General features: G+C 35.5%; 22 protein-coding genes. 13 read left to right on the plus strand and 9 right to left on the minus strand.

The window, feature by feature from the left end; genetic code table 11:
* Positions 1–90: 90 nt before the first annotated feature.
* The 4 genes from mltG to pnuC form a co-directional block, all read right to left on the minus strand.
* Positions 91–1,116 (minus strand): endolytic transglycosylase MltG, encoded by a 1,026-nt coding sequence (mltG, locus tag AC3WV0_RS01115; protein WP_488843198.1) that lies wholly within the window; start codon positions 1,114–1,116, stop codon positions 91–93.
* 21 nt (positions 1,117–1,137) lie between these two features.
* Complete coding sequence (gene dapF, locus AC3WV0_RS01120) at positions 1,138–1,905, minus strand: diaminopimelate epimerase (protein ID WP_488843199.1); 768 nt, start codon at positions 1,903–1,905, stop codon at positions 1,138–1,140.
* A gap of 99 nt (positions 1,906–2,004) precedes the next feature.
* Positions 2,005–2,625 carry a hypothetical protein gene (locus AC3WV0_RS01125; RefSeq protein ID WP_488843201.1) on the minus strand — a complete coding sequence of 207 codons (621 nt, stop codon included), beginning with the start codon at positions 2,623–2,625 and terminating at the stop codon, positions 2,005–2,007.
* Positions 2,626–2,632: 7 nt separating this feature from the next.
* A complete protein-coding gene (gene pnuC, locus AC3WV0_RS01130) occupies positions 2,633–3,298 on the minus strand; it encodes a nicotinamide riboside transporter PnuC (RefSeq protein ID WP_488843203.1) in 666 nt (221 codons plus the stop codon).
* Between the two features lie 164 nt (positions 3,299–3,462).
* On the opposite strand from pnuC, the gene AC3WV0_RS01135 reads away from it, so the two are divergent.
* The 3 genes from AC3WV0_RS01135 to hemN all read left to right on the plus strand — a co-directional run bounded on the left by AC3WV0_RS01135 (position 3,463) and on the right by hemN (position 7,789).
* On the plus strand, positions 3,463–4,983 hold the full coding sequence (locus tag AC3WV0_RS01135) for an APC family permease (protein WP_488843205.1): 1,521 nt from the start codon (positions 3,463–3,465) through the stop codon (positions 4,981–4,983).
* A gap of 52 nt (positions 4,984–5,035) precedes the next feature.
* Positions 5,036–6,046, plus strand: coding sequence for a WD40/YVTN/BNR-like repeat-containing protein (locus tag AC3WV0_RS01140; RefSeq protein ID WP_488843207.1), 1,011 nt, complete (start codon positions 5,036–5,038; stop codon positions 6,044–6,046).
* Positions 6,047–6,430: 384 nt separating this feature from the next.
* A complete protein-coding gene (gene hemN, locus AC3WV0_RS01145; RefSeq protein ID WP_488843208.1) occupies positions 6,431–7,789 on the plus strand; it encodes an oxygen-independent coproporphyrinogen III oxidase in 1,359 nt (452 codons plus the stop codon).
* A 260-nt stretch (positions 7,790–8,049) separates the two neighbouring features.
* Here the strand turns inward: hemN and AC3WV0_RS01150 are convergent, their stop codons facing one another.
* Positions 8,050–9,411 (minus strand): PQQ-dependent sugar dehydrogenase, encoded by a 1,362-nt coding sequence (locus tag AC3WV0_RS01150; RefSeq protein ID WP_488843210.1) that lies wholly within the window; start codon positions 9,409–9,411, stop codon positions 8,050–8,052.
* A 94-nt stretch (positions 9,412–9,505) separates the two neighbouring features.
* The gene (locus AC3WV0_RS01155; RefSeq protein ID WP_488843212.1) at positions 9,506–10,783 is read right to left on the minus strand and encodes a T9SS type A sorting domain-containing protein; all 1,278 of its coding nucleotides are present in this window, start codon (positions 10,781–10,783) and stop codon (positions 9,506–9,508) included.
* A gap of 160 nt (positions 10,784–10,943) precedes the next feature.
* On the opposite strand from AC3WV0_RS01155, the gene secD reads away from it, so the two are divergent.
* The 8 genes from secD (at position 10,944) to AC3WV0_RS01195 (ending at position 19,098) form a co-directional block, all read left to right on the plus strand.
* Positions 10,944–13,853 carry a protein translocase subunit SecD gene (gene secD, locus AC3WV0_RS01160; RefSeq protein ID WP_488843214.1) on the plus strand — a complete coding sequence of 970 codons (2,910 nt, stop codon included), beginning with the start codon at positions 10,944–10,946 and terminating at the stop codon, positions 13,851–13,853.
* A gap of 156 nt (positions 13,854–14,009) precedes the next feature.
* The gene (locus AC3WV0_RS01165) at positions 14,010–15,272 is read left to right on the plus strand and encodes a TCR/Tet family MFS transporter (RefSeq protein WP_488844690.1); all 1,263 of its coding nucleotides are present in this window, start codon (positions 14,010–14,012) and stop codon (positions 15,270–15,272) included.
* A gap of 111 nt (positions 15,273–15,383) precedes the next feature.
* Positions 15,384–16,145: a YHYH protein gene (locus AC3WV0_RS01170; RefSeq protein ID WP_488843216.1), complete on the plus strand. Its 762-nt coding sequence runs from the start codon at positions 15,384–15,386 to the stop codon at positions 16,143–16,145.
* Positions 16,146–16,242: 97 nt separating this feature from the next.
* Positions 16,243–16,689, plus strand: coding sequence for a toxin-antitoxin system YwqK family antitoxin (locus AC3WV0_RS01175; RefSeq protein ID WP_488843218.1), 447 nt, complete (start codon positions 16,243–16,245; stop codon positions 16,687–16,689).
* Positions 16,661–17,308, plus strand: coding sequence for an SCO family protein (locus AC3WV0_RS01180; RefSeq protein ID WP_488843220.1), 648 nt, complete (start codon positions 16,661–16,663; stop codon positions 17,306–17,308). Before AC3WV0_RS01175 ends, AC3WV0_RS01180 begins: the two co-directional genes overlap by 29 nt.
* A gap of 67 nt (positions 17,309–17,375) precedes the next feature.
* Positions 17,376–17,711: a Sec-independent protein translocase subunit TatA/TatB gene (locus AC3WV0_RS01185; protein WP_488843222.1), complete on the plus strand. Its 336-nt coding sequence runs from the start codon at positions 17,376–17,378 to the stop codon at positions 17,709–17,711.
* Between the two features lie 8 nt (positions 17,712–17,719).
* Positions 17,720–18,286, plus strand: a complete 567-nt coding sequence (locus AC3WV0_RS01190; protein ID WP_488843224.1) for a phosphatase PAP2 family protein — start codon at positions 17,720–17,722, stop codon at positions 18,284–18,286.
* The gene (locus AC3WV0_RS01195) at positions 18,283–19,098 is read left to right on the plus strand and encodes a tetratricopeptide repeat protein (RefSeq protein ID WP_488843226.1); all 816 of its coding nucleotides are present in this window, start codon (positions 18,283–18,285) and stop codon (positions 19,096–19,098) included. The genes AC3WV0_RS01190 and AC3WV0_RS01195 overlap by 4 nt, the downstream gene beginning before the upstream one ends.
* A gap of 57 nt (positions 19,099–19,155) precedes the next feature.
* On the opposite strand, the gene rlmH is transcribed toward AC3WV0_RS01195, so the two are convergent.
* Positions 19,156–19,629, minus strand: a complete 474-nt coding sequence (rlmH, locus tag AC3WV0_RS01200; RefSeq protein ID WP_488843227.1) for a 23S rRNA (pseudouridine(1915)-N(3))-methyltransferase RlmH — start codon at positions 19,627–19,629, stop codon at positions 19,156–19,158.
* Between the two features lie 117 nt (positions 19,630–19,746).
* Here rlmH and AC3WV0_RS01205 point away from each other — a divergent pair, with 117 nt between their 5' ends.
* Positions 19,747–20,766 (plus strand): DUF4421 family protein, encoded by a 1,020-nt coding sequence (locus AC3WV0_RS01205; protein ID WP_488843229.1) that lies wholly within the window; start codon positions 19,747–19,749, stop codon positions 20,764–20,766.
* A gap of 1 nt (position 20,767) precedes the next feature.
* Positions 20,768–21,724, plus strand: coding sequence for a YihY/virulence factor BrkB family protein (locus tag AC3WV0_RS01210; protein ID WP_488843231.1), 957 nt, complete (start codon positions 20,768–20,770; stop codon positions 21,722–21,724).
* An 11-nt stretch (positions 21,725–21,735) separates the two neighbouring features.
* Here AC3WV0_RS01210 and nhaA read toward each other — a convergent pair whose 3' ends face one another.
* Positions 21,736–22,911 (minus strand): Na+/H+ antiporter NhaA, encoded by a 1,176-nt coding sequence (gene nhaA / locus AC3WV0_RS01215; protein WP_488843233.1) that lies wholly within the window; start codon positions 22,909–22,911, stop codon positions 21,736–21,738.
* A 2-nt stretch (positions 22,912–22,913) separates the two neighbouring features.
* Positions 22,914–25,124: a RelA/SpoT family protein gene (locus AC3WV0_RS01220; RefSeq protein WP_488843235.1), complete on the minus strand. Its 2,211-nt coding sequence runs from the start codon at positions 25,122–25,124 to the stop codon at positions 22,914–22,916.
* Positions 25,125–25,141: the final 17 nt, after the last annotated feature.

A 25,141-nucleotide genomic window follows, 5' to 3' on the forward strand; every position in this document is an offset into this window, starting at 1 on the left:
TTAAGTCTAATTTATTATTTGTAATATATATGTCGCTTTTAAAGGCGAAATGTTAATTATAAAATTGTTAAAAAAAAGTTAATATGGTTATTACTTTATGTTTTTTGAATTTAGCCAGTCCTGATAGGCTTTTGCATTAATCGCATGCTGCTCTGCACTTGCTGTAAATTTGTGGTATCCCAGTCTCGCCGGATCTGCACACATAAAAATATAATCGTTTTTTTCAGCATTTAAAACAGCATCAACTGAATTCTTATCCACCACACAGATAGGTCCCGGCGGAATGCCTTTGTTGGCATATGTATTATATGGTGACGGCGTAGATAAATGTTTATAAAAAACTCTTTTAATAGGCTGTTTGAAGTTAGTTTGTTTATTAATAGCATAAATCACGGTAGGATCAGACTGCAGTTTCATCCCTTTTCTGTAGCGGTTCAGGTATAATCCAGCGATGGTTTTCATCTCATCTTTTTTACCTCCGGATTCCTTATAAACAATGGAAGCCAACGCATAAATCTGATCTCTTGTAAGTCCTGACTGCTGCTCTTTCGCTTTTCTGTCAGCGTTCCAGAATTCATTATACTGATCGTCGAATTTCCTGAAAAACTCTTCAGGAGTTACCGTCCAGAAAAAATTGTACGTATCAATAAAGAAATATTTTTTAAGATCTTCTGCATTATTATAGCCCTTTTCAGTAGCAATCGTATTCAGACCATTTACAAATTTCAAAGAATCAAGCTCTGTTTTTTTTGTTACTTTACCCAACATCTGATACACGTCTCCAAAGTCACCTATTCTGAAACTGTTTTCACTCTGGTTTCCGGCTTTAATCATATTAACGAGATTCGCATTTCCCAAGCCTTTCTGAAAATGATATCGTCCCGCTTTGAAATGTTTATCAAGCTCTTTTTCTTTAGCAACCGCTTCAAACGTTTCTTTATTATCCACATATTTTGCTGCAGAATCAAGAATCTGTTTAAAATTTGCGTTATGGGGAATCAGAACGTAACCGTCATTTTTAATATTGTTCCCATAATATTTAATATAAAATCTAAAACCAAAAAATCCACCTATGACAAAAACAAGCAGGATAATTATGAGTATAGCTTTTTTCATTTACCGTTGATTAAATTTGTTTTAAATAAGGTCAATTTTACCTTTAAAAACCTGTTTTGCAGGACCTTCCAGCCAAATGTTTTTGAAGGAATTTCCGTCTTTTTCAGCGTATACTTTAAGGTTTCCTCCCAAAGTCTTTACTTTTACGGAAATTAGATTGTTATTTTGAAGAAAAGTTAAAGCTGAAGCCGTAACTCCCGTACCACAGCTGTATGTTTCATCCTCAACGCCTCGTTCATAGGTTCTTACGAAGATTTCATCTTCATTAATTTTTTCCACAAAGTTTACATTGATTCCTTTTTCCGAATAATTTTCAGAATTCCGAATGCCATGGCCTTCAGCGAAAACATTGTAGTTGACTAAATCTTCAACGTATTTTACATAATGTGGAGATCCTGTATTCATGACCGTATCTTGTCCGTCGTTGGAAATTGTATCGACATCAGACATCTTTAATTTTACAATACCATTATGAATTTCAGCCACATGCTCTCCGTCGATCGCAACAAATTTGCAATTGCCCTCAAATATGTCAAGAAAAAAAGCAAAAGCTACCGAGCAGCGCGCCCCGTTTCCGCAAAAGCTTTTTGAACCGTCAGAGTTATAATAATCTACTTCAAAGTCAAAGCCTTCTGCTGCATTTATTTTGATCAGGCCATCTGCACCGATCCCGAAACGACGGTCACAAAGCTTCTGAATATGGGTAATAGAAAGGTCATCCCATTCCCCGGAACGGTTGTCGATCATTACGAAATCATTTCCGGTTCCCTGATATTTATAAAATTCCATATCTAATAGCTGATTTATCCGAATTAAGCATGCAAAATTAGTGCAATTAAAACAAAAAACGAACAGTGTTAGCTGTCCGTTTTCTTATTTATAATCGTTTTATCTAAATCCGCCGCCGTTTGTATTCCTGTTGGTATTCGGCTGAGGCGAACTTTGCTGAGTCGATGACCCGGAATTGTTCCTGAATCCTCCGCTGTTGGAATTATTATTAGACGAATTATTCCTGAAATCACTGTTTGAATTGTTGGATGAATTATTTCTGAATCCACCATTATTATTCTGCTGTTTAGGAGTATTCTGTTGCTGGCTTCTGAATCCGTTATTTGATCTTTGATTACTATTTTGTCTGTTACTGTTTCTGAAACTTCCGTTATTGGATGTTCTGTCATTTACATTTCCACGGAATCCGTTATTTGGTCTGGCAGAGGTTGTTCCGTTATCGGATCTTCTCTCAACATAAACTTTTCTTCTGGAATTGTTATAGTTTTGATAGTAGTATGGAATTCCGTTATCATAGTAATAATTCATATTATTTCGGTAATAATATCCATCATTTCCCCAATATCCGCCGCCACCGTAATATCCCTGTGGTGCATAATAATATCCGTTATCATAATACGGATCTCCATATGTATTTGCATACGGATCCGCGTAGGCTGTACACGATGCTAAACTCGCTATGGTGACAACACTGAATGCTATTTTTAATAAATTTTTCATGACTTTCTTAAACTTTTTTTCTTAAACTTTTCTTCCAGGTTATAAAGCCCTGGATCGCCATTATAGTAAATACCAAATATTGAACCGAAGTGATACCGAGACCTTTATAAATCATCATAGGAATACAGATAAAATCTCCGATGATCCAGAAGATCCAGTTTTCAATACGTCTTTTCGCCATAAACCACATTCCGACCAAAAATACGGATGTGGTAACGACGTCCAGCCAATTGCCCCAGTCCAGATGGTATAAACCGAGGCTGATGTTTTTCATTGAAAACTGATTGTCGATATACGGTTTATAATAATATACTATAGTAACTAAGATTAAACTTATAGCAAAAAGTAAAATCCCATACAGCCATTCTTTTTTTGTAGCCCATGTAACATCTACATGCACATGATCATCTGAGTTCTTTGCCCACAAGATCCATCCGTAAACACTCATCACCGTGTAATATACATTGATCATACAGTCTCCCAAAAGTCCGAAGTTAAAGAGAATATATACATAAATCAGTGTTGAAATAATGCCGGTGGGGTAAACCCAGATATTTTTTTTAATGGAAAAATAAACGCTTAAAATTCCGAATACAGTAGCGAAGGCTTCAAGAAAAATCTGCAGTGTAGTGTAGCTTTCGTAGGGTTTTACGAAAAGATCGTATAGATTCATAAGATCAAAAATAAGCAAAAAAAGCTTACTTTGAAATGGTTTAAATAATATGAAAATCAGATTTTTATATTTCTTTGTTTAAAATAAATCATGAAAATCTACTAATAAACGTTAATGTTTCTAAAATTTTTATATTTTCGTAAATCTTTAATAAATAATAAAATATGTCTAAAATTTGGACCAAGAAACCGATGAGTGCTTTCGAAAATGATATGAAAAGCAGTCAGCTCAAAAGAGTACTCGGTAAATGGAGTCTTACGGCTATCGGAATCGGTGCTATTATTGGTGGGGGAATTTTCGTACTTACAGGTACCGGAGCTTACTACCATGCAGGACCCGCATTAGCCATTTCTTTTATCATTGCAGGTATTGCCTGTATTTTCGCAGCATTATGTTATTCTGAGTTTGCTTCCATACTTCCTGTGGAAGGCTCTGCCTATGCCTATGCCTATGGTACGGTTGGTGAAATCTTTGCCTGGATCATCGGATGGGGGCTCATCCTCGAATATGCAATGGGATCAATGACGGTAGCCGTTTCATGGTCGGGCTATTTTAATAAACTACTGAAAATGTTCGGGATACATCTCCCGGATTATCTTACCTCAGATCCTGCAAGTTATACAGGTGGAGGATTCTCAATGAATTTACCGGCTTTCCTTATTGTTTTATTTGTTATCGGTATTTTGATAAAAGGAACAAAAGAGGCAGCAAAAACCAATAACCTTATCGTAATCATGAAGGTATCAGCGGTGCTTTTTGTAATCATTGCCGGTGTTTTCTTTATCAATACAGCCAATTGGGATCCTTTTATTCCTGCTCCGGCAATGGTAAAGGAAGGTGAGAATATGAAAGAAGCCTATGGTGTTCAGGGAATTATCTCAGGAGCAGCAGCGATCTTCTTTGCCTATATCGGATTTGATGCGGTTTCCACACAGGCGGGGGAAGCTATCAATCCTAAAAAAGATGTTCCTTTTGCGATCATCGTTTCACTTTTAGTATGTACCGTATTATATATTTTAGTATCTCTTGTGCTTACCGGGATGATGCATTATTCAGATTTTGATCCTCAGGGGAAATATCCTGATGCCATCAAGGCACCTGTAGCGTATGCATTTGAAATTGCCGGACAAGGCTGGGCAGGCTACATTATCACTATCGCAGCAACAGTAGGTTTGGTGTCTGTGTTAATGGTAATGATCATGGGACAATCAAGGATTTTCTTAGGAATGTCTAAAGACGGACTGATTCCTAAATTATTCAGTGATGTACATCCTGTGAGAAAAACTCCTGCGAAAAGTTTAATGCTTTTAGGAATTGTAATTGCTACCATCGCCGCATTAACTCCTATCAGCAAACTGGCGGATATGACGAGTTTCGGGACACTTTTCGCTTTCACAATGGTTTGTGTAGCAGTTTGGATCCTTAGAAAAAAAGAGCCTCAGTTACCGAGAACATTTAAAGTACCTGCATTGCCAGTAATTGCCACTTTAGGAATCTGCATCAACGTATACCTGATCTGGAACCTGAGCCACGAAGCAAAATACCTTTCATTAGGATGGCTTGCACTGGGTGTTTTGATTTACTTCACCTATAGTCTTAAAAACAGTAAGCTTCATAAAGTTGGTTATGGCGAAACGTTCAAAGCAGAACAGGAACCTTTAGATAAACCTGATTTAGATTTATAAAAAATATCACTTAAAATCCACAGAATTCTGTGGATTTTTTATTTTTGTTCATATGAAAAAGACCGCACTATTTTTATTCCTGTTCTTGGGTATTTTTACATTTTCCCAACAAATAGAAAGCTTTACAACTATTTTAAATGATAAAATAAGCATCAGAGCGATTGAAATATATGAAAATAAAGTCTGGTACAGCGGAACGGATTCTAAATTCGGTTTCGTTGATCTGAAAGATCCTGAACATGAAAATCAGATTAAATTATCCGATGAAAAACTTCAATTCAGAACACTGGCGCAGGATAAAGATTTTTTTTATGCGGCCAATATTGAAAGCCCGGCTCGTTTTTTTAAGATTGATAAAAAGAATCTTACCTATCAGATTGTATTTACGGATGTGAGCAAAGGAGCATTTTATGACGCTTTTCATTTCGTTAGTAATAATTTAGCTTTTGCGTTTAGCGATACCGATGATGCAAGATTAAAACTGGCGATGTATAAAAATGGAGAATGGAGCTTCTTTAAAAATAATATCAAATTAAATGAAGGAGAGGCAGCATTTGCAGCGAGCAATACCAATATTTCTTCGACAAAAAAATATTTGTGGATTGCGACCGGCGGGAAATCTTCAAGAATTCTAAGGTTGAATTTTAAGAATAATCAAATTGATGTTTTCAATACACCAATTATTCAGGGAGAATCTTCTCAGGGAATGTATTCCATAGATTTTTTGAATGATAAATTCGGGATTGCTGTAGGCGGAGATTATACAAAGCAGGAAGCCAATATCAATAATATTGCTACAACCAATGACGGAGGAGAAACATGGCAAATTCAGGCTTCGGGACAAAATGCAGGATATACGACCTGCGTCAGAATTAAACCTAATTCAAAAGGAAAAGAAATCATTGCAGTTGGAGATCAGCATATCAGCTATTCATCAGATTTCGGGAAAACCTGGAGGAAAATTTCCGATGAAAAAGGATTTTTTGTCTGTAAATGGATTGATGTAAATACAGTTGTATTTGCAGGAAAAGACAAAATTTCTGTTATGAAACTGAAGTTTTAAAAGTAAAACTTACTTAAACTAATTTCTAGAGTAACCAAAAGTCACAAAAGATAATTATAACGCAATGATTAGAATACGTAAAGTTCTAAAAAGAATAAAAATCGAAGATTTTTTAAGCTATTGTTGCCTTTTTCATTCATAGTTATCAACTTGAAAATATAAGTTAAACTCATCTTTTGTGACTTTTGTGGTTATATAAAAAGTTTAAACAGACTTTAATTTAATTAAACTTCATTTAGTAATGTTTACCTCTTTTGTAGTTGAAAAACTTTAAATGGTTCTATTTAAAATGCCCTAATATATTTCATGGTTTAAAATTCATCAGATATGCGTAATTTTGCATTATGAAACTTGTTGGAAGTTCATTAAAATTTTAAATCAAAAATGAATTCTTTAATAGATAAATATAATATTCCAGGTCCTCGTTACACTTCTTATCCTACCGTTCCGTATTGGGATGAAAGCAGTTTTTCTCCCGAACGGTGGAAGCAAAGTGTGATCAGAACCTTTAATGAATCGAATGCTGAGGAAGGGATCTCTATTTACATCCATTTGCCTTTTTGTGAGGCACTCTGCACGTTTTGTGCCTGTCATAAGCGTATTACCAAACAGCACAGCGTAGAAATTCCGTATCTGGAAAGTGTTTTGAAAGAATGGCAGCTTTATCTCAACTTATTTAATGAGAAACCAAAACTGAAGGAACTTCATTTGGGAGGTGGTACACCGACATTTTTTTCACCGCAGAATCTTAAGACCTTACTGGAAGGTATTTTTGAAACAGTTGATATCGCCGAAGATCAGGAGTTTTCTTTTGAAGGACATCCTAATAATACGACCAGAGAACATCTTCAGACCTTATATGATCTTGGTTTCAGAAGAGTAAGCTTTGGAGTGCAGGATTATGATTTGAAGGTGCAGAAAGCGATCAACAGGATTCAGCCATTTGAAAATGTAAAGCAGGTGACAGAATGGGCGAGGGAAATCGGATACAGAGGAATCAGTCACGATCTTGTTTTCGGTCTTCCGCACCAGAGTTGGGAAGCGATGGAGTACACCATCCGAAAAACAATGGAACTGAAGCCGGACAGACTTGCTTTTTATTCTTACGCCCACGTTCCTTGGGTAAAAGGTGTCGGACAAAGAGGTTTTGATGAAAACGACCTTCCAAGCGGTGAGGAAAAGCGCAGGTTGTATGAAAACGGCAAAAAACTATTGGAAGATTTGGGATATATCGAAGTGGGAATGGACCATTTTTCCCTTGAGCATGATGATCTCTACCAGTCTCTGATTCAAAAGAAACTGCACCGGAATTTTATGGGATATACATCCAGCAAGACCCAGCTGATGGTTGGCCTTGGAATGTCTGCTATTTCAGATTCATGGTATGCTTTTGCGCAGAATGTAAAAACAGTGGAAGAGTATCAGAAAATAGTGGAAGAGGGTGAGATTCCTGTTGTCAAAGGCCATATTTTAAATGAAGAAGATCTTGTCGTAAGAAGGCATATTCTTAATTTAATGTGTCAGCTTGAGACCAATTTCGATATCAATAATTCATTCCCGGAATTGCAAAACGCATTCGAAATGTTAAAAGAGATGGAGAATGATGAATTGGTTGAAATTCATGACAATCAGATTAAAATTACAGAAAAAGGAAGAGCTTTTACGAGAAATGTAGCGATGGTTTTTGACCTGCGAATGATGCGAAATAAACCTGAAACAAGGATTTTCTCAATGACGATTTAAAAAAAAACAACATTAAAAAATATTGTTAAAATGTTTCTGTCCGAATAGTAAGGCAGAAACATTTTTTTATTATTCTTTGCATGGTTAAAAATATTCATCCGTATAAAGCTCAAAATTTATCCGTATAAATCTTTGAATTTATCCTGATAATTTCGGAAAATCATCAGGATGAATTTTTAAATTCATGAGGGTTAAATTTGAAAGCAAAATTAAACTCCGGCTGAAATACCGGAGCTTAAAGGATTATGGATGTTTATTTGTTATTTAATAATGATTTTTTTACTGTAAGCTTTCTGATTCGCGGAATTGAGGTTGATGAAATAAACTCCGCTCGGAATTCCTGAAATATTTATCCCGTTGTCGCCTTCAATTTTTCCTTGTTCCAGAACTTTTCTTCCTTCAGTATTCACAATTTCCACGGTTGTATTTTTATCTTTTACCCCTTCAATAAAAACCCTTTTGGAAGCAGGATTAGGATAAATTTTTATTTGTGATGAAAGGTCATTTTCGTTCGTTGCTAAAGATGTTGATGTGACTCTGAATATTTTACCATTATTTACTGCTGCTACGAAAAGCTCATTCTGGTTATTGATTCCGAAAGTGGAAAAATTGTTTCCTGAAAAAGCGGGTGTCCATGTAATGGAGTCGTCAGTATTCAGAATTCCGATCTGGGTCGAGCAATAATCGGCAAAGATATATTTTCCCTGCAAACCGGGATATTGTGTTCCTCTGTAAACATATCCGCCTGTGATAGAGCATCTTCCACCTGAATGATTATAGACGGCAACAGGGAACGTCATGGTAGATTGTGCGGCACATCCTGCCGTGTTGTAAGTGCTATTACCTTCATAGCATCTCCATCCGTAGTTGATGCCTGCCTGTGTTAGAGGCATTCTGTTGATTTCCTCAATCTGTCCCTGGCCTACATCCGCAATCATCACATTTCCTGAGGTTGTATCAAAATTAAATTTCCAGGCATTTCTTAATCCGTAAGCCCATACTTCGTCGGCTCCGTCGGTTCCGACAAAAGGATTGTCAGGCGGAATATTGTAGGGACCTGTCGAATTGATATCCAATCTCAATAATTTTCCTAAAAGAGAGTTTTTATTTTGAGAATTATTGTTCGGGTCTCCGCCGCTTCCACCGTCACCGGTCACGATCCAAAGATAGCCATCGGGTGCAAAATGAATACTTCCGCCATTATGATTATCAAATGGTTTTGGCTGATTTAAAATAATTTTTTCAGTTGCAGCATCGGCTACATCAGGATTGGAACTTCTGGTATATCTTGCGACAGTAATATTGCCGCTGGTATCATTGTAATACACAAAAAAATATCCATTTGTTGAGTATTGCGGATGAAATGCGAGTCCCAAAAGTCCTCTTTCGCCACCGTATGTGATCTTGGAACTGATGTTCAGGAAGTTAGTTGAATTTACAGTTCCGTCGGGCTGTACGATTTTAATGATGCCGTTTTGTTGAACTACAAACATTCTGCTGTCATTGGCATTTGCAATTTCTACCGGGGCTGTAAACCCTGTGGCAAATTCTTCAAGATTAATGCTTTGGGCATTAAACATGGTACAGGAAAGAATGCCTGCGCAAAAAAGTAGATTTTTCATAATATTTTGAAATTTAGAGTATTAAGTGAGAATGAAAATTTCATACCATCTAAATACTGAAAAAAACAGAAATAAATTTAATAATGTTTGATAATTAATTCTTTATTATTTTAGAAATAGTAGTATTTTTTGATAATAACCTTAAATAATAGATACCTTTGGCTAATGTAGATAGGTCAATTTTTGGATTTGTTATTTTTTTCTTAAGAACAGTTTGTCCAACACTATTTATAATTTCAATATTTTCACCAATAATTTTGTCAGATTTTATATAAATAAAATCACTAAATGGATTAGGAAATATTTCAAAATAATCTTTTAAAGGGTCATATACTGAAAGTACACATAAAGGATCAATATTTACATTTGTATATCCACAATAATTTGGCCCAACTTGTATATTAAGATGCTGAATTTCTGAGTTTATATTATCTACGCAGATATGTGATAAGTTTGGATTCCCACAAATAGCATAAGTTGTACCTAAAGTTCCATTTTTTAGATTTAAATAGGATAAAGAATTGTTTTGAGCTTCCAAAACTGCTAATGATGGAGATGTAGAAAAATCTAAAGAAGTAATACTATTATTTTGGCACCAAAAATTATTTAAAAGTGGTGTGTTTTGTAAATTGACTGATTGTAGGTTATTATTATAACAACGTACCTCGGTCAAGTATAATAAGTTACTTATATTAAGGGTTGTTAGATTATTATCTATACAGTGAATTGACGCTATTTTACCAGAATTATTAAAATTTAAAGAAGTTAAATCATTGTTGTTGATTTCAAATGTTATCAACTCAGGAAAATTGTAAACATTAAAATTCGTAAGCTGATTATTATTTAAAGATAGAATTGCTAATAAAGGTAGGTTTTGTAGATTTATTGTTGATATTTGGTTGGAAGCAAGGGATATTAAATCTAAATTGCTGCAGTTTGTAATATTAACATTATTTATTTGATTGTTATCTGCAAAAAAATATTTAAGAACATTATTATTTGTAATTGTAATGCTTGTTAATTGGTTATTACTTATCGCAATATCTTTTAAATTTGGAAAACTTGCAAAATTTATTGTAGTAATTAAGTTTTGATATACATCTAAAGTTTCAAGATTTGTAAAATATTCTAATCCATTTAATGAGGATATATTTTTGTTTTCTAAAATAAGTGTGTTAATTAATAATGCTTCATTTAAACTTATTTCTCCATTATTATCTACATCTGCATCCGTATCCGCAGTTCCGTCATTATTTGTATCAACGCATAATGAAGTTATTAATGCATTTTTAAGATTATTATCGGCAAAAATTATATTTTGTCCATTTACTAGTGAAGTAATCAAGATAAAAAAAATAAAATATTTTTTCATGAGAAATTTTGAGGCAAAAATATTCTTTTTATAACACTAAACCAATAAGAAAATAATTATCCTAATATTATTTTACTTTTATAAAAACTTTAGTTAAAAATTTATAATTCTATTGTAAATCATTATATTTGCCGACTTAATTTAACGTAGTTATAACAAAATGCAAGGAAAAGGACTTATTACAATTGTTGCTATTGTACTAGGGTTGATTTGCTTAAATGAGCTATTACCAACATGGTACGCCAGCAAAATTGAAAAGCAGGCGACTGCTATTGCAGGAGACAATCCGGAGAAGTATCAGAAAGAAATTGCTAGACTTTCTAAGGATACGCTGAATCTTGGATTCACAAAACTTTATTACACAAAAGCCAAAGACAAGGAAATGAAACTTGGTCTTGACCTTAAAGGCGGGATCAACGTTCTTTTGGAGATCAACCAGAGAGACCTGGTGAATGATTTAACCAATTATTCTACCAATCCGGTTCTTATCGAGGCTTTGAACAAAACGGATGAAGTTCAGAAGAATTCTACAAAATCTTACATCGACAATTTCTTTGAGCAGTTCGATGCGATTAACAAAGCAAAAGGTACAAATCTTAAGTTAGCAGATCCGGAACTTTTCGGAAACACAACACTTACTGAAGTAAAGTACAATACGCCTGATGAACAGGTAAAAAGCATTGTTAAAAGAAAAATTGATGCGTCTGTAGGAACGGCTTTCGAGGTTATCAGAACGAGAATTGATAAACTTGGAGCAATCCAGCCAAATGTTCAGAGAGTTCCCGGAACAGCAAGAATTTCTGTGGAAATGCCTGGTATGAAAGACATCGATAAAGTAAAGAAGATGCTTCAGACCTCTGCAAAACTTCAATTCTGGGAAGTACAGCAGGTTCCTGAGATTGGTCCATATTTCCAGACCTTGACTACAATGGTTGCTGCAAAAGGGGATTCAATGGGTGTTGCTAAGACAACAAACTTCATGAACCTTTTACATATTGACAAATTAAGAACAAACGGTGTTGCCAACGTAAAATTATCCGATACGGCTGTTGTAAACAAAATTCTGAACAGCAAAGTAGCGCAGTCTTTACGTCCGGCTAACATTAAATATACACAGTTCATGTGGGGCTACAAGCCGGAAGCTACAGATGCGGAAAGCTTAGTATTATATGCAATCAGAGGAAATATCAACCAAAAAGCTCCGGTAGACGGTGCTGTTGAAACTGCTAATATCGGCTATGATGAGCTGAGCAGAGTAGTGGTAGACATGCAGATGGATTCCAAAGGAGCGAAAGAATGGAAAACCTTAACTGAAAAGAACGTTGGTAAACCGGTAGCGGTAACACTTGATAACAGAGTTTATACAGCTCCGAACGTTGTGAATGCGATTCCTAACGGTAGAACGCAGATTTCCGGTAATTTCTCTCAGGAGGAAGCTAAGGAATTGGTTGATGTTCTAGGTGCTGGTAAATTGCCTGCAGGTGCAAAAGTTGTTCAGGCGACAGTGGTAGGTCCGTCTCTGGGACAGGAGTCTATTGATGCAGGGCTTATGTCATTCATGATTGCATTTGCAATTATTATCGTTTATATTATTTTCTATTACGGAGGTGCTGGTGTGTATGCAGTTATTGCAATGATCATTAACCTGTTCTATATCTTCGGAATTATGGATTCGGGCGACTTTACACTTACGCTTCCGGGGATCGCGGGTATTGTTTTAACCATGGCGGTTGCGGTCGATACGAACGTGATTATTTATGAAAGAACTAAAGAAGAATTATTCTCAGGGAAAAGTATCCTTGAAGCCTATAAAGATGGTTTCAAACATGCATTGAATGCGATTATCGACGGTCATACCACTACTTTCTTAACGGCAGTTGTATTGTTCTTTTTCGGAACAGGGCCTATCAAAGGTTTCGCACTGACGTTGATGATCGGGGTTGCAATGACCTTATTCACGTCTGTATTGCTTTCAAGAGTGATGATCTTCTCAAGATTATCTAAAGGAAAGAGCCTTTCCGTATGGACTCCGGCTACGAAGAATTTATTCAGAAACACCTGGATTGATTTTATCGGGAAAAGAAAGTATGCTTATATTTTTTCAGCGGTTCTCACTGTTGTTTGCCTCATTTCGATTGCTACTCAGGGATTCAAATATGGTATTGATTTTACCGGTGGTAGAAACTATGTGGTGAGATTTAATAAAGAAGTGAAAGCTGAAGATATTGAAGGAAAGCTGGTAAAATTATTTAAAACGGAAGATGGTAAAAATTCTTCAGTAGAAGCTAAAACTTTCGGAAGCAACAATCAGTTGAAAATCTCTACCGATTATCTTATCGAAGATGAATCTTTAAAAGCTGATCAGATTATCGAACAAAAATTATATGAAGGTTTAAAAGCAGAATTGCCTGCTGGAACAACTCTGAAAGATTTCAAATCAGCGGATAAAGAACACGCAGGAATTATTTCTTCTGAAAAAGTAGGACCTTCAGTAGCTGATGATATCCAGACACATGGTATTTATGCGGTATTAGGAGCTTTAGGAATTATTTTCATCTATATTCTATTAAGATTCAGAAAATGGCAGTTCTCTCTAGGTGCGGTGGCAGCATTGTTCCACGATGCGATTATTATTCTTGGAGCGTACTCTTTGCTTCACAAATATATGCCGTTCAACATGGAGATCAACCAGGATTTTATCGCTGCAATTCTTACGGTATTAGGATACTCTATCAACGATACGGTAATTATCTTTGACAGAATCAGGGAATATTTAAGAGAGAAGAAATCATTAACATTAGCAGGATTATTTGATGATTCAATTTCCAGTACATTGGGTAGAACATTCAACACCTCATTTACTACGATCTTAGTAATTTTAGCGATCTTCATTTTTGGTGGAGATAACCTAAGAGGATTCATGTTTGCCATGTTAATTGGTATTGGATTCGGTACCTATTCATCAATCTTCGTAGCATCGGCTATTGCTTACGACTTCCTGAAAACCGGTAAGGAAGAAGAAGTTCACGGTAAGTCGACTACCAATAAAGAAGTACTTGCTTCAAAATAAAGTTTACTACAATAAATAAGAAAAGCCTTTCAGTAATGAGAGGCTTTTTTGTTTGATATTTTTATAATTAATGGATAGTTCCTTCAGAATTAATGGTGAATTTAATTTGCTTAAATTTATTTTACAGCATAAAATTGCCAATTGACAATTCAAACTATTCTCCGATTTCATTATTTTTGCACCATTATGGAAAACTCTAGGAAGAAAGCTGCGATGAGCTTTATATTTATTACGCTTTTAATCGATATTACGGGATGGGGAATCATCATTCCGGTAGTTCCTAAGCTCATTGAGGAACTGATTCATAGCGATATAAGTGAGGCTGCAAAATATGGCGGCTGGCTCGGGTTTGCCTATGCATTTACACAGTTTATTTTCTCGCCGGTTGTAGGTAATCTGAGTGATAAGTTCGGAAGAAGACCGATTATTCTGATTTCTCTTTTCGGATTTGCTATAGATTACATTTTGCTGGCTTTGGCCCCTACAATAGTATGGTTGTTTATCGGAAGAATTATTGCAGGAATTACAGGCGCCAGTGTGACGACTGCAAGCGCTTATATCGCAGATATTTCAACGGATGAAGACCGTGCAAAGAACTTCGGGCTTATTGGTGCTGCTTTTGGTCTCGGATTCATCATTGGGCCTGTTTTAGGAGGTCTTTTGGGACATTATGGGGCCAGAGTTCCATTTTATGCGGCAGCCGGATTGTGTCTGTTAAATTTCCTTTACGGATATTTTATTCTTCCGGAGAGTTTAGATAAAGATAAAAGAAGAGAATTTAACTGGAAACGTGCCAATCCGATTGGTTCCTTTAAATTTTTAGGCAAACATCCGGAAATTTCAGGTCTGATTGTTTCTTTAATTTTAATTTATATTGCAGGACACGCCGTTCAGAGCAACTGGAGTTTTTTCACTATGTATAAATTCAACTGGAATGAAAGAATGGTAGGAATTTCTTTAGGTGTTGTCGGTTTATTGGTAGGGCTGGTTCAGGGTGGACTGATCAGGTGGACGACTCCGAAATTTGGTGAACAGAAAAGTATTTATTACGGCTTAACACTTTATGCAATAGGAATGCTGTTGTTTGCCTTTGCTACACAGGGCTGGATGATGTTTGTTTTTTTAATTCCATACTGCCTTGGAGGAATCTGTGGGCCTGCACTGCAGTCTGTCATTACAAAAAGTGTTCCTTCAAACGAACAGGGAGAATTACAGGGAGCACTTACCAGTCTTATGAGTGCAACTGCAATTATCGGCCCGCCAATGATGACCAATTTATTCTACTTTTTTACCCACGATGAAGCTCCATTTAAGTTTTCAGGGGCGCCGTTCTTTCTGGCATTTATTTTAATGGCGGTGAGTGTAGTAATAACTTATTTTAACTTTCAGAAAAAGAAAATTAAAAAAGAGGAAATTTGATTTATTTAATAATGAACTTTTTGGATAATTGGTTTAATATTTACAGTAATTTTTAATAATTGAATTTTTTTCTTGTGTTATTTTTATATATTTGGATAAAATAACATGAATATGAAAATTATTAAAATTTTATTAGCCGTTGCTTATATAGCAACAATCTCTAGTTGTCACAATAATGATGATTCTACACAAGATAACAATACTGGCAATAATTCTGAAGTTCCGGCTATCTATAAAAAAATCTACGGTGCAACAAGTATTACTTCAGATGGCACCTACGTTTATATAAAATCTAGCGGAATACCGGACCATAAAAGTGTTTATTTTCCCGTGGGAAATAGTTTATATGAAAATTTTTCGGGTACAACTTATGGAGGTAATACATTTGCAAAAAATCCCAATTCTATTTCAACAAAGAACTATACATTTAAAATTCCGATAAATCCTGCTGTTAATTCTGCACATTCCTCAACACCGCTTGGTCCTATTGGGATATCATTAAACGGGGTTCCTCTTTTCAATCAATACGCCGGGCCCAATCAACCTTTATCAGGCGAGATTGTTTCTTTTGATCAGTGGTGGGGACATCCTGCACCAAGCGGAGACTATCATTATCATGTGGAACCCAAATATATTACTACAGTAAAGACATCAAAATCTGCATTATTAGGATTTTTGTTAGACGGATTTCCTGTTTATGGGCCGGAAGAGAATGGGGCAACAGTTACAAATGCTTCACTGGATGCTTATCATGGACATTCTGGTATAACGGCAGATTATCCTGGCGGAATTTATCATTATCATATTACAAGTACTGATCCCTATATTAATGGAAATGGGTTTTATGGCACTCCGGGCACTGTTAGTAATTAATTTTTTACTTCTGTTGGTATCATGTGATTCATCAAAAGACAAGAAATTTAATTGTTATAATCTCAGTAAAATTCGTTTAGAAAATAATAATGGATTGATGTTTCATAACAATAAACCCTTTTCAGGAATTGTGTACTCTTTTTACACCAATACAAAAGATACAGCAGAGGTAATGGGATTCAATAACGGTAAAGAGCACGGTGAATGGAAACAGTTTTTTACCAATGGAAGATTGGCTCAACAGCGTTTTTTCGATAATGGTAAAAAAATTAAGACTTTAAAGGAGTGGTGGGAAAACGGAAATATTAAAATCTGCGGTTCTTTTCTTAATGGAGAAAATGATGGAATATATAGGGAATGGAATAAAGAAGGACGCCTAATCAGGGAAATGCATTATAGATTAGGATATGAAGAAAGAAGTCAAAAACAATTTTATGATAACGGCAAAGTAAGGTCAAATTATTTTGTGAAAAATGGGAAAAGATATGGCTTATTAGGAACAAAAAATTGTGTAAATGTTACGGACAGTATTTTTAAAAAGTAGCCTTATCGCTTTGGTGTTAGTTTTATCTTGTAGCGGGCAGAAAGAAGATTTACCTTATTATAATACCCCTGATTTTACTCCTCTGTTTTTATCCAAAGAAGATGCTTCAAAGAAAATAACCCATCAAATCAGTGCATTTTCATTTGTAGATCAGGATAATGATATTATAACTGAAAAAACGGTTAATCAAAAAATACATATAGCAAGTTTTATTTTTACTTCTTGTGGAAGTATTTGCCCTGTCATGATTAAAAATTTAAATTCAGTAAACAGTGAATACAAAAACGATCCTGATGTTGTTTTTTTGTCGTTCAGTGTAACTCCCTGGATTGATACATCACAAAAACTTAAAAATTTTAAAACACATCATAAAATAACAAATTTTAACTGGCATTTTCTTACCGGAAATAAAGGTGAGATTTATAAACTTGCACGCAAATCTTATTTTGCTGAAGAAGATTTGGGCTTTACCCGTGATAGTAGTGAGTTTCTTCATACAGAACATATTATTTTGGTTGATGAAAAGAGGAAGATAAGAGGTATTTATAACGGGACTTTAGAAACTGATATGCAACAACTTATAAAAGATATTAGAATTCTTAAACAAAATAGTTTTTAAAACTTAATATTTTATTAAAACTCAATATTAAGTATTCAGATTCACATATCTTTTGTAATTTTGTATTATGGAACTAAGCATTGGAGAAATGGCATTAATTGCCATAGCGATCGTAGTATTGTTCGGACCGGATAAGCTTCCCCAAATTGCCCGTGATTTGGGCTCAGGGGTAAGAAAGATGCGTGGTGCAGTAGAAGATATTAAAACGGAAATTATGAAAGAGACAGATAATCCCGTTTCTGAGATCAAACGTGAGATCGAAAAAGTAAAGGATGCCGCAAAAGATTTCAATCCGATGAAAGATGTTCAGGAAAATATCCTTACCGATCCGCAGGCTTCAAATGAGTCTCCTAAATCAAAGCCTTCCGAAGATGAAACTTATGAAGGTCCCGTAAGCAGATAATGTGATTTATGGAGGAAATTATTCAGGAAGATAAAAGACTTTTTTTATTTCTTAACAATTTAGGAAACTCATCTTTTGATCAGTTTTGGATGCTGATTTCCAGCACCTGGATCTGGGTTCCGCTTTATATTATTTTCTGTTATTTTTTATTTAAAAATTATAAACTAAGATCCTTAGTCTTTATTCTGATATTTGTCGCAATTGGAGTGGCGGTTTCTGATCAGGTTGCCGGTATTTTCAAGCATGGTATTGAGAGATTAAGACCGTGTCATGACCCTTCTTTAGAGCATCACATGAGGATTGTAAAATGTGGAGGACAGTTCGGCTTTTATTCTGCTCATGCCTCGAACACTTTCTTTTTGGCAACATATTTAAGTATTCTGTTAAAAAATAAGCTTAAATGGTTTCCTTATGCTATATTTGTGTGGGCGGCAATAGTATCTTACAGCCGTATATATTTAGGAGTGCATTTCCCGATAGATATTTTGGTGGGGGCGTTTGTTGGAATTTTATTGGGAGTGATATTTTCTGCGCTCGCCAAAAAAGTGATCAACAAACAAAATAGTACCTCATGAAAAAACATTTACTCTTTTTAACTTTAATATTTTCCAACTTCTATCTGCAGGCGCAGGATAAAAAAATTGCTGAAGAATGCTTTCAAAAAGCAGATTATAAATGTGCGGAAGAAGAATATTCAAAATTAGTTCAAAGTGAAAAAATTCAGAAATTAAAATCTGAATATTATAATTATCTCGGAACTTCACAAAGAAGACTTGGCAAGACCAATTCAGCTTTTAAATCCTATGAATCGGCATTAAGAGCAAATCCTATGTCTGCTGCTGTGTATGCCAACCTGGGTTCTATTCACGGGCAGAAAGGCAACAAGCAGGCTGCATTGGATTATCTTAACCAAGGACTTAAACTCGAGCCGGAAAATGCTGATATGTATCTCACGCGGGCCAGGATTTATGAAACTTTAGGGAAAAAAGATTTGGCCGCTAAAGATCTGAAGCAGATCTTAAGTTTTGCACCCGATAATATTTATGCAAGAACAGGATTGGCCAATCTTAAAAAGAACAGCGGCGATCTAGAAGGCGCTCTAAAAGAATACAATCAGCTCATTTCCGAAAAACCGGAATCGCTTCTGTATACCGGAAGAGGAGATGTTTATTTTAAATTAAAGAAAAATAAAGAGGCGCTCGCAGATGTCAATAAAGCAATTTCGATTGATCCTAAATTTGCACAGGCTCACGTTAATAAGGCATTAATTCTATTTGAAACTTCAAAACCTAAAGAAGCCTGCGCAAGTCTTGACAAGGCGGTAAGCCTGGGTTATGAAAAGCCTTTGCTGATAGAATATTATTCTAAATGTGAGGTTAAGAAATAATATTTGCATGAGATCTTCAGTTTCGGGCGGCAAAGCCGCCCGAAACTGAAGATCTGCTTAATCATTATGATAAGGTTTTCCCTGCAATATCTGATCCGCACGATAAATTTGTTCTACAATAAAAAGCCTGATCATCTGGTGGGTAAAAGTCATTTTTGATAACGAAATTTTCTCATACGCTCTGTTATAAATTTCCTCGGAAAATCCATACGCTCCGCCAATCAGAAGATGGATTTTTTTTACTGAAGAATTCATCCAGGTATCAATTTTCTGTGCAAATTCCCGGCTTGTAAACTGCTTGCCCTTTTCATCAAGAATCATTACCAGATCTGTTTTGTCAATATTATTCATAAACAGCTTGGCTTCTTCCTTCTTTAAAAGATCAGGGGATAAATTTTTTGCGTTTTTTACATCAGGAATTTCCGTGATTTCAAAGTTCCAGTGCTTGGGAAGTCTTTTTAAATAATAATTTATTAAAGAAGTAATTTCCTTATCATCTGTTTTACCGATACAAAGCAAGTTAATCTGCATTTTTTCTTTAAATTAAGTTTCAAAGATATTCATAAATCAAGAAAAGTCATAGTCACATTCTGTCTTTGCCGGTTTCAAGTCTCAAAAAAATTATTATTTTTGTAATACACCGGTCCGATGAAAGTAGCAATTCCATCTTTTTTGTTTTTCGTTTTTCCATTAATTTCTTTTGCACAGGAAGTTAATGATGAAAAGACAGATCATTATCTTGAAGACGACAAAAAGAAAATTTCTGTTGTTGGCGGATTAAGCTATCTTCATAATTCATTTGGCTTGCTGTACGAGGATAAAGTTTTCCGTTTAAGGCCTAATGACGCATTTTATACTGAATTTTTTCTGAGATATCGCTGGGTTGATGTTAGCTTTTCTTTTGCACCTAAACTGACACACATTAATAATGACGATCCGGAAAAGGGGAAATCAAAATATTTCAACTTTGGATTCACTTTTTTTCTTGCTCCGAAAATCCGGCAGTATGTCTATTTCAGCCAGGTTAAAGGTCTTTATTTTCAGGATACAAAAGAATTTATGCGGCTGTTGTATGGAAACGATTATAATGAAGAAGGCTATCTGCAGTTTCCCGATGCAAAATACCGTTCTTTTAAAGGTGAAACGACATATCTGTGGATAGGAAATAAAAACGACTACAGAAGCTTCAACAATATGACGTATCAACCGTTGAAAGATGTTTTTGTAGTGAGTACAGGACTTTTTTATCAGTATAATATTTTAAGTGATATCGGGAAAATAGTGTATTTGGGAGAAACGTTCAGTGATAGTGATAATTCGCCTTCTAAGGATTTCAGAATTGCTTTAAGGTCGGGTGGCGGTGTTCAGAAGAAAATAAAAAACAACTGGTATGCTATTCTGGAAATTTACCCGGAATTATATTATGCAAAATTAGTAGGTGAAAATTTTCATGAATTTAATGTCGGTATATTTTCGAATACTAGGATCGGCTACGACAACGGAAAATGGTTTTTCGGTGGAGGAGCACAGTTAAATTGGGTCAACAGTGCCGATGAAAACTTCTATTCGACGACGCAATGGCTTTTTCGTGCAGGAATTGGTTTTCGTTTTAATTCCCCTACATTTGTAAACAGAAACTTTGACAAAATAGATAATATTTTAAAATAATATGGGTCTGAAACTTCCGAAATTTATAGTAAAAGTTCATGAATTTTTCGATGATATACATATTCCTCTTTTAGGAATATCGCTCTGGCAGATGTTTCAGATTTATATCAGAGGGATTTTTAAAGACAAGATCGGCAGAAAAGCAGCCGCTATTTCCTGGAGTTTTACGATCAGTTTATTTCCTTTTATTCTTTTTATTCTGTCGGTAATCCCCTATATGCCTCATTATGAGAAGCTTCAGTTTTATATATTCGATGTATTGATGCATAATGTTTTTCCTTCCAATATGGAAGGAGATGTCCGGAATTATATTGAGAAAAGTATTATACCTAATATGAAGGGTATCAGTAATTTAACGATCGTTTTGGCATTGGTGTTTGCAACAAACGGAACATTTTCACTAATCAACGGATTTAATGAAAATACACGTGAGAAAATGAGCGATGTAAAAGAATTTATCCTCTCATTTTTTATTACCATCGGCTTTGTACTGATCGTTTTTCTGGCACTTTTCGGGGTATATTATTCTGAGGTGGTTTTAAAGCTTTTTACGCCAGTTTATGATGTTACCTGGCTGGTGGATAATCTTTCGAAAATTATTGGTTTTGTATCTTTTCCTCTTTTTTATTTTATTCTTCTGACCCTTTTTTACTGGCTCGGAACGGTGAGGATAACAAGATTCAGGCAGGCTATACCGGGAGCAATTCTTACAACCGTTTTATTTGTAGTAACAACGTATTTTTTTGCATTATATGTTAAAAATATTGCACGGTACAATGTCCTTTACGGATCGATAGGAAGCATGATCCTTCTGATGGTTTGGGTAAATGTAAATGTGTATCTGCTTCTTTTCGGAAATGAGCTGAACATGGCCATCAGAAAACTGAGAATCGAGAAACTGCTGTCTGACGAATTAAAAAGATCCAGAAATAATGATACCAGTTCCGCTGATAGCTGATGAATATTGTCCTATTGTTCCTCATTAAAACTTTTTCCTGAACTTAGTTTTAATATAAAATAACCTAAAACCGCAGCCAGAAAAGATGCTATTAAGATTGCAAATTTTGCTTCATTCTGAATTTCAATTTCATTTTTAAAAGAAAGCAACGCAATAAAAATTGACATGGTAAAACCTATTCCTGCCAGAAAGCCTACCCCAAGCATTTGGCTCCATGAACTGTTTTGTGGTAAAGAACTCAGCTTTAATTTAATGGCTAATAAAGAGAACAGGTTGATTCCCAGAAGCTTTCCTAAAACAAGCCCGCAAATAATTCCTACTCCTAGTGTACTGGTAAGACCCGAAAGCATTTCATTATTAAAAGTAATATTGGTGTTTGTCAACGCAAATATTGGCATGATTAAATAGCCTACCGGAAAATGAAGCTGGTGTTCAAGTTTTTCTAACGGTGAAATTTCTGTATCGGAAATATTAGTTGGAATTGAAAATGCCAGTAAAACCCCCGCAATTGTCGCATGAATACCTGAATGATGAAGGAAATACCATAAAAACAAACCAGGAATAACGTAAAAAATAATTTTCGTCACCTTTAAGAAATTTAACAGAAATAATAAAGCCGTAACTCCGAAAGAAAGTAATAAATACATCCAATGGATTTGGTCGGTGTAAAATATAGCAATAACTAAGATAGCTCCCAGGTCATCCACAATCGCCAATGCAGTCAAAAATATTTTAATAGAATTCGGTATTTTTTTTCCCAGGAGTGAAATGATAGCCAGCGAAAAAGCAATATCGGTAGCCATAGGAATTCCCCAGCCGTTTCCATACGTCGTTCCGGAATTAAAAATAATATAGATGACAGCAGGAACAAGCATTCCTCCAACAGCTGCAAAAATAGGGAGAGAAGCGTTTTTAAAGGATGAAAGCTCTCCTTCAACCATTTCTCTTTTAATTTCAAGACCTACCAAAAGGAAGAAAACAGCCATCAGGCCATCATTGATCCAAATGCTGACCGGATATTTTAAATGAAAAACATCTGTTCCCGTTTCTTGATCCAAAAACTTCTGAAAGCTTTCTGCTAAGGACGAATTGGCAATAACTAATGAAATTAAAACGCAGAAAATCAGAATGATTCCTGATGCCTGACTACTGCTGAAAAATTTCTTGAAATATTTTGTTAAATTCATAATTAAGATTGTAATCTTCTCACTTTTGAAACACCATCAATATTATTAAGCTTCTTGAATGTCTGCTCGAGCTGGCTTTTATTTTTAACTTCGAGATTGATCGTCCCCGTAAAAATACCATCATTAGACTCGATAGACATGCTTTTCATATCCATACCCATCGCGCCGCTGATCACGGTTGTAATATCATTGATCATTCCCATTCTGTCAAGTCCTTCGATCTCAATTTTTACCCTGTTTTTAAAGCTTTCTGCGTTAACCCACTTGGCTGGAATGACTCTGTAATCATATTGAGCACGAAGATTAATGGCATTTGGGCAGTTATCACTGTGTACTTTTATTCCATCAGAAATCGTGATAAATCCGAAAATTTTGTCTCCGGGAATTACAGTACAGCATTTTGCATAGGTATAATTGAGCTTTTCTTCATCCTTCCCAAAGACGATCATATCCAGATTCTGCTCTTTAGGCTCTACAAAAGTAGTGTTCTTGGCAGGAGATTTCCTGAATCTTGAAAGTAAGTTGTTAAATACATTTTTACTTTCAATATATTTTCTTAAGCTACTTGCATCCAGTTCGTTACTCTGGAATTTAAGGAAGAGCTCCTGAGATGTTTTAAGATGGAAAAATTTCTGAAGTTTATTTACCTCATCATCATTAAAATTGATTTTGGCATGACGGAGTTTTCGCTGAAGAATTTCTTTTCCTTCTTCTACCAGCTGGTTTTTTTGTGAATTTAAATAACTCTTAATCTTAGACTTAGCTTTGGAAGTTACTACAAATTCCAGCCAGTCAGATTTGGGTTTCTGATTTTGTGAAGAAAGGATATCGACCTGATCGCCGTTTTGCAATACATAAGAAATCGGAACAAGTTTACCATTGATTTTTGCGCCTAAACATTTCATTCCCAGATCCGAGTGCACCGAAAAAGCAAAGTCAAGAGCCGTTGCATTGGTAGGCAGTATTTTGATTTCACCTTTTGGAGTGAATACAAAAACTTCTTTGGAATACAAATTCAGTTTAATATTATCCAAAAGTTCAGAAGTGGAAAGATTCTGTTGTTGCTCAAGCACTTCTCGGATTTCCGTTACCCAATTCTCAAAATTTCTGTCTTCAGAGCTTTGTTTGTAACCCTCTTTGTATTTATAATGAGCGGCAACACCTTTTTCTGCGATTTCGTCCATTCTTTCGGAACGGATCTGCACCTCAATCCATTTTTTATCGGGTCCTAAAACCGTTAAATGTAAACTTTCGTATCCTGTAGAACGCGGCTGTGTAATCCAGTCACGCATCCTGGACGGATTACTGTGGTAAACATCAGTTACGATAGAATATATTTTCCAGGCAAGGAATTTTTCGTTCTTAGCGTCTGATTTATAAATAATTCTGATTGCATAATTGTCGTAAACCTCTTCAAAAGAAACGCCCTGTTTCAGCATTTTCCTGTAAATGGAAGAAATGGCCTTGGCGCGGCCTTTTATTTTAAAGTTTAATCCTTCTTCATGCAGTTTTTCAGAGACTTCTTTCTTGAATTCTTCAATGTATCTTTCACGGCTTTCCTTCGCCAGTTCGAGTTTCTCTGTTATTTCCGTGTAAACGTCAGGATTATTGTATTTTAAAGATAAATCTTCAAGCTCGGATTTTATATTATACAGCCCCAAACGGTGTGCCATAGGAGCATAAATATAGACTGTTTCAGATGCAATTTTTTTCTGCTTATCCGGAGCCATGCTTTCCAGTGTTCGCATGTTGTGAAGACGGTCTGCAATTTTGATCAGGATCACCCGGAAATCTTCTGAAAGGGTAAGCAGGAGTTTTCTGTAATTCTCCGACTGAACCGATATATTCTGGTGGTTCATAATGGAGATTTTCGTAAGCCCGTTGACAATATTGGCTATCTTTTCTCCAAAAATTTTCTTCAGATCGTCGTATGTGTAGTCGGAATCTTCTATCACATCGTGCAAAAGCGCACAGGCAATAGATGTGGCTCCCAATCCGATTTCCGTGGCTACAATCTTGGCCACAGCAATAGGATGGTAAATGTACGGTTCACCAGATTTTCTTCGCTGATCTTTGTGCGCATCCAGTGCGATATCGAATGCTTTTCGGATAAGTTTGTTATTTTCCTCATCCAAAGTTCTGTATGTATTAGAAATCAGATCCTTATAGCGGGCCAGGATTTCTTTATTTTCTTGTTCTAAGTCGTAACTCATTCGTGCTAAAGCCTATA

This window comes from Chryseobacterium sp. 27AL (genome assembly GCF_057815395.1).

Coding starts and splice junctions, on each gene's coding strand:
- mltG (WP_488843198.1), bottom strand. CDS start 1,116: ATGAAAAAAGCTATACTCATAATTATCCTGCTTGTTTTTGTCATAGGT.
- dapF (WP_488843199.1), bottom strand. CDS start 1,905: ATGGAATTTTATAAATATCAGGGAACCGGAAATGATTTCGTAATGATC.
- AC3WV0_RS01125 (WP_488843201.1), bottom strand. CDS start 2,625: ATGAAAAATTTATTAAAAATAGCATTCAGTGTTGTCACCATAGCGAGT.
- pnuC (WP_488843203.1), bottom strand. CDS start 3,298: ATGAATCTATACGATCTTTTCGTAAAACCCTACGAAAGCTACACTACA.
- AC3WV0_RS01135 (WP_488843205.1), top strand. CDS start 3,463: ATGTCTAAAATTTGGACCAAGAAACCGATGAGTGCTTTCGAAAATGAT.
- AC3WV0_RS01140 (WP_488843207.1), top strand. CDS start 5,036: ATGAAAAAGACCGCACTATTTTTATTCCTGTTCTTGGGTATTTTTACA.
- hemN (WP_488843208.1), top strand. CDS start 6,431: ATGAATTCTTTAATAGATAAATATAATATTCCAGGTCCTCGTTACACT.
- AC3WV0_RS01150 (WP_488843210.1), bottom strand. CDS start 9,411: ATGAAAAATCTACTTTTTTGCGCAGGCATTCTTTCCTGTACCATGTTT.
- AC3WV0_RS01155 (WP_488843212.1), bottom strand. CDS start 10,783: ATGAAAAAATATTTTATTTTTTTTATCTTGATTACTTCACTAGTAAAT.
- secD (WP_488843214.1), top strand. CDS start 10,944: ATGCAAGGAAAAGGACTTATTACAATTGTTGCTATTGTACTAGGGTTG.
- AC3WV0_RS01170 (WP_488843216.1), top strand. CDS start 15,384: ATGAAAATTATTAAAATTTTATTAGCCGTTGCTTATATAGCAACAATC.
- AC3WV0_RS01175 (WP_488843218.1), top strand. CDS start 16,243: ATGTTTCATAACAATAAACCCTTTTCAGGAATTGTGTACTCTTTTTAC.
- AC3WV0_RS01180 (WP_488843220.1), top strand. CDS start 16,661: ATGTTACGGACAGTATTTTTAAAAAGTAGCCTTATCGCTTTGGTGTTA.
- AC3WV0_RS01185 (WP_488843222.1), top strand. CDS start 17,376: ATGGAACTAAGCATTGGAGAAATGGCATTAATTGCCATAGCGATCGTA.
- AC3WV0_RS01190 (WP_488843224.1), top strand. CDS start 17,720: ATGGAGGAAATTATTCAGGAAGATAAAAGACTTTTTTTATTTCTTAAC.
- AC3WV0_RS01195 (WP_488843226.1), top strand. CDS start 18,283: ATGAAAAAACATTTACTCTTTTTAACTTTAATATTTTCCAACTTCTAT.
- rlmH (WP_488843227.1), bottom strand. CDS start 19,629: ATGCAGATTAACTTGCTTTGTATCGGTAAAACAGATGATAAGGAAATT.
- AC3WV0_RS01205 (WP_488843229.1), top strand. CDS start 19,747: ATGAAAGTAGCAATTCCATCTTTTTTGTTTTTCGTTTTTCCATTAATT.
- AC3WV0_RS01210 (WP_488843231.1), top strand. CDS start 20,768: ATGGGTCTGAAACTTCCGAAATTTATAGTAAAAGTTCATGAATTTTTC.
- nhaA (WP_488843233.1), bottom strand. CDS start 22,911: ATGAATTTAACAAAATATTTCAAGAAATTTTTCAGCAGTAGTCAGGCA.
- AC3WV0_RS01220 (WP_488843235.1), bottom strand. CDS start 25,124: ATGAGTTACGACTTAGAACAAGAAAATAAAGAAATCCTGGCCCGCTAT.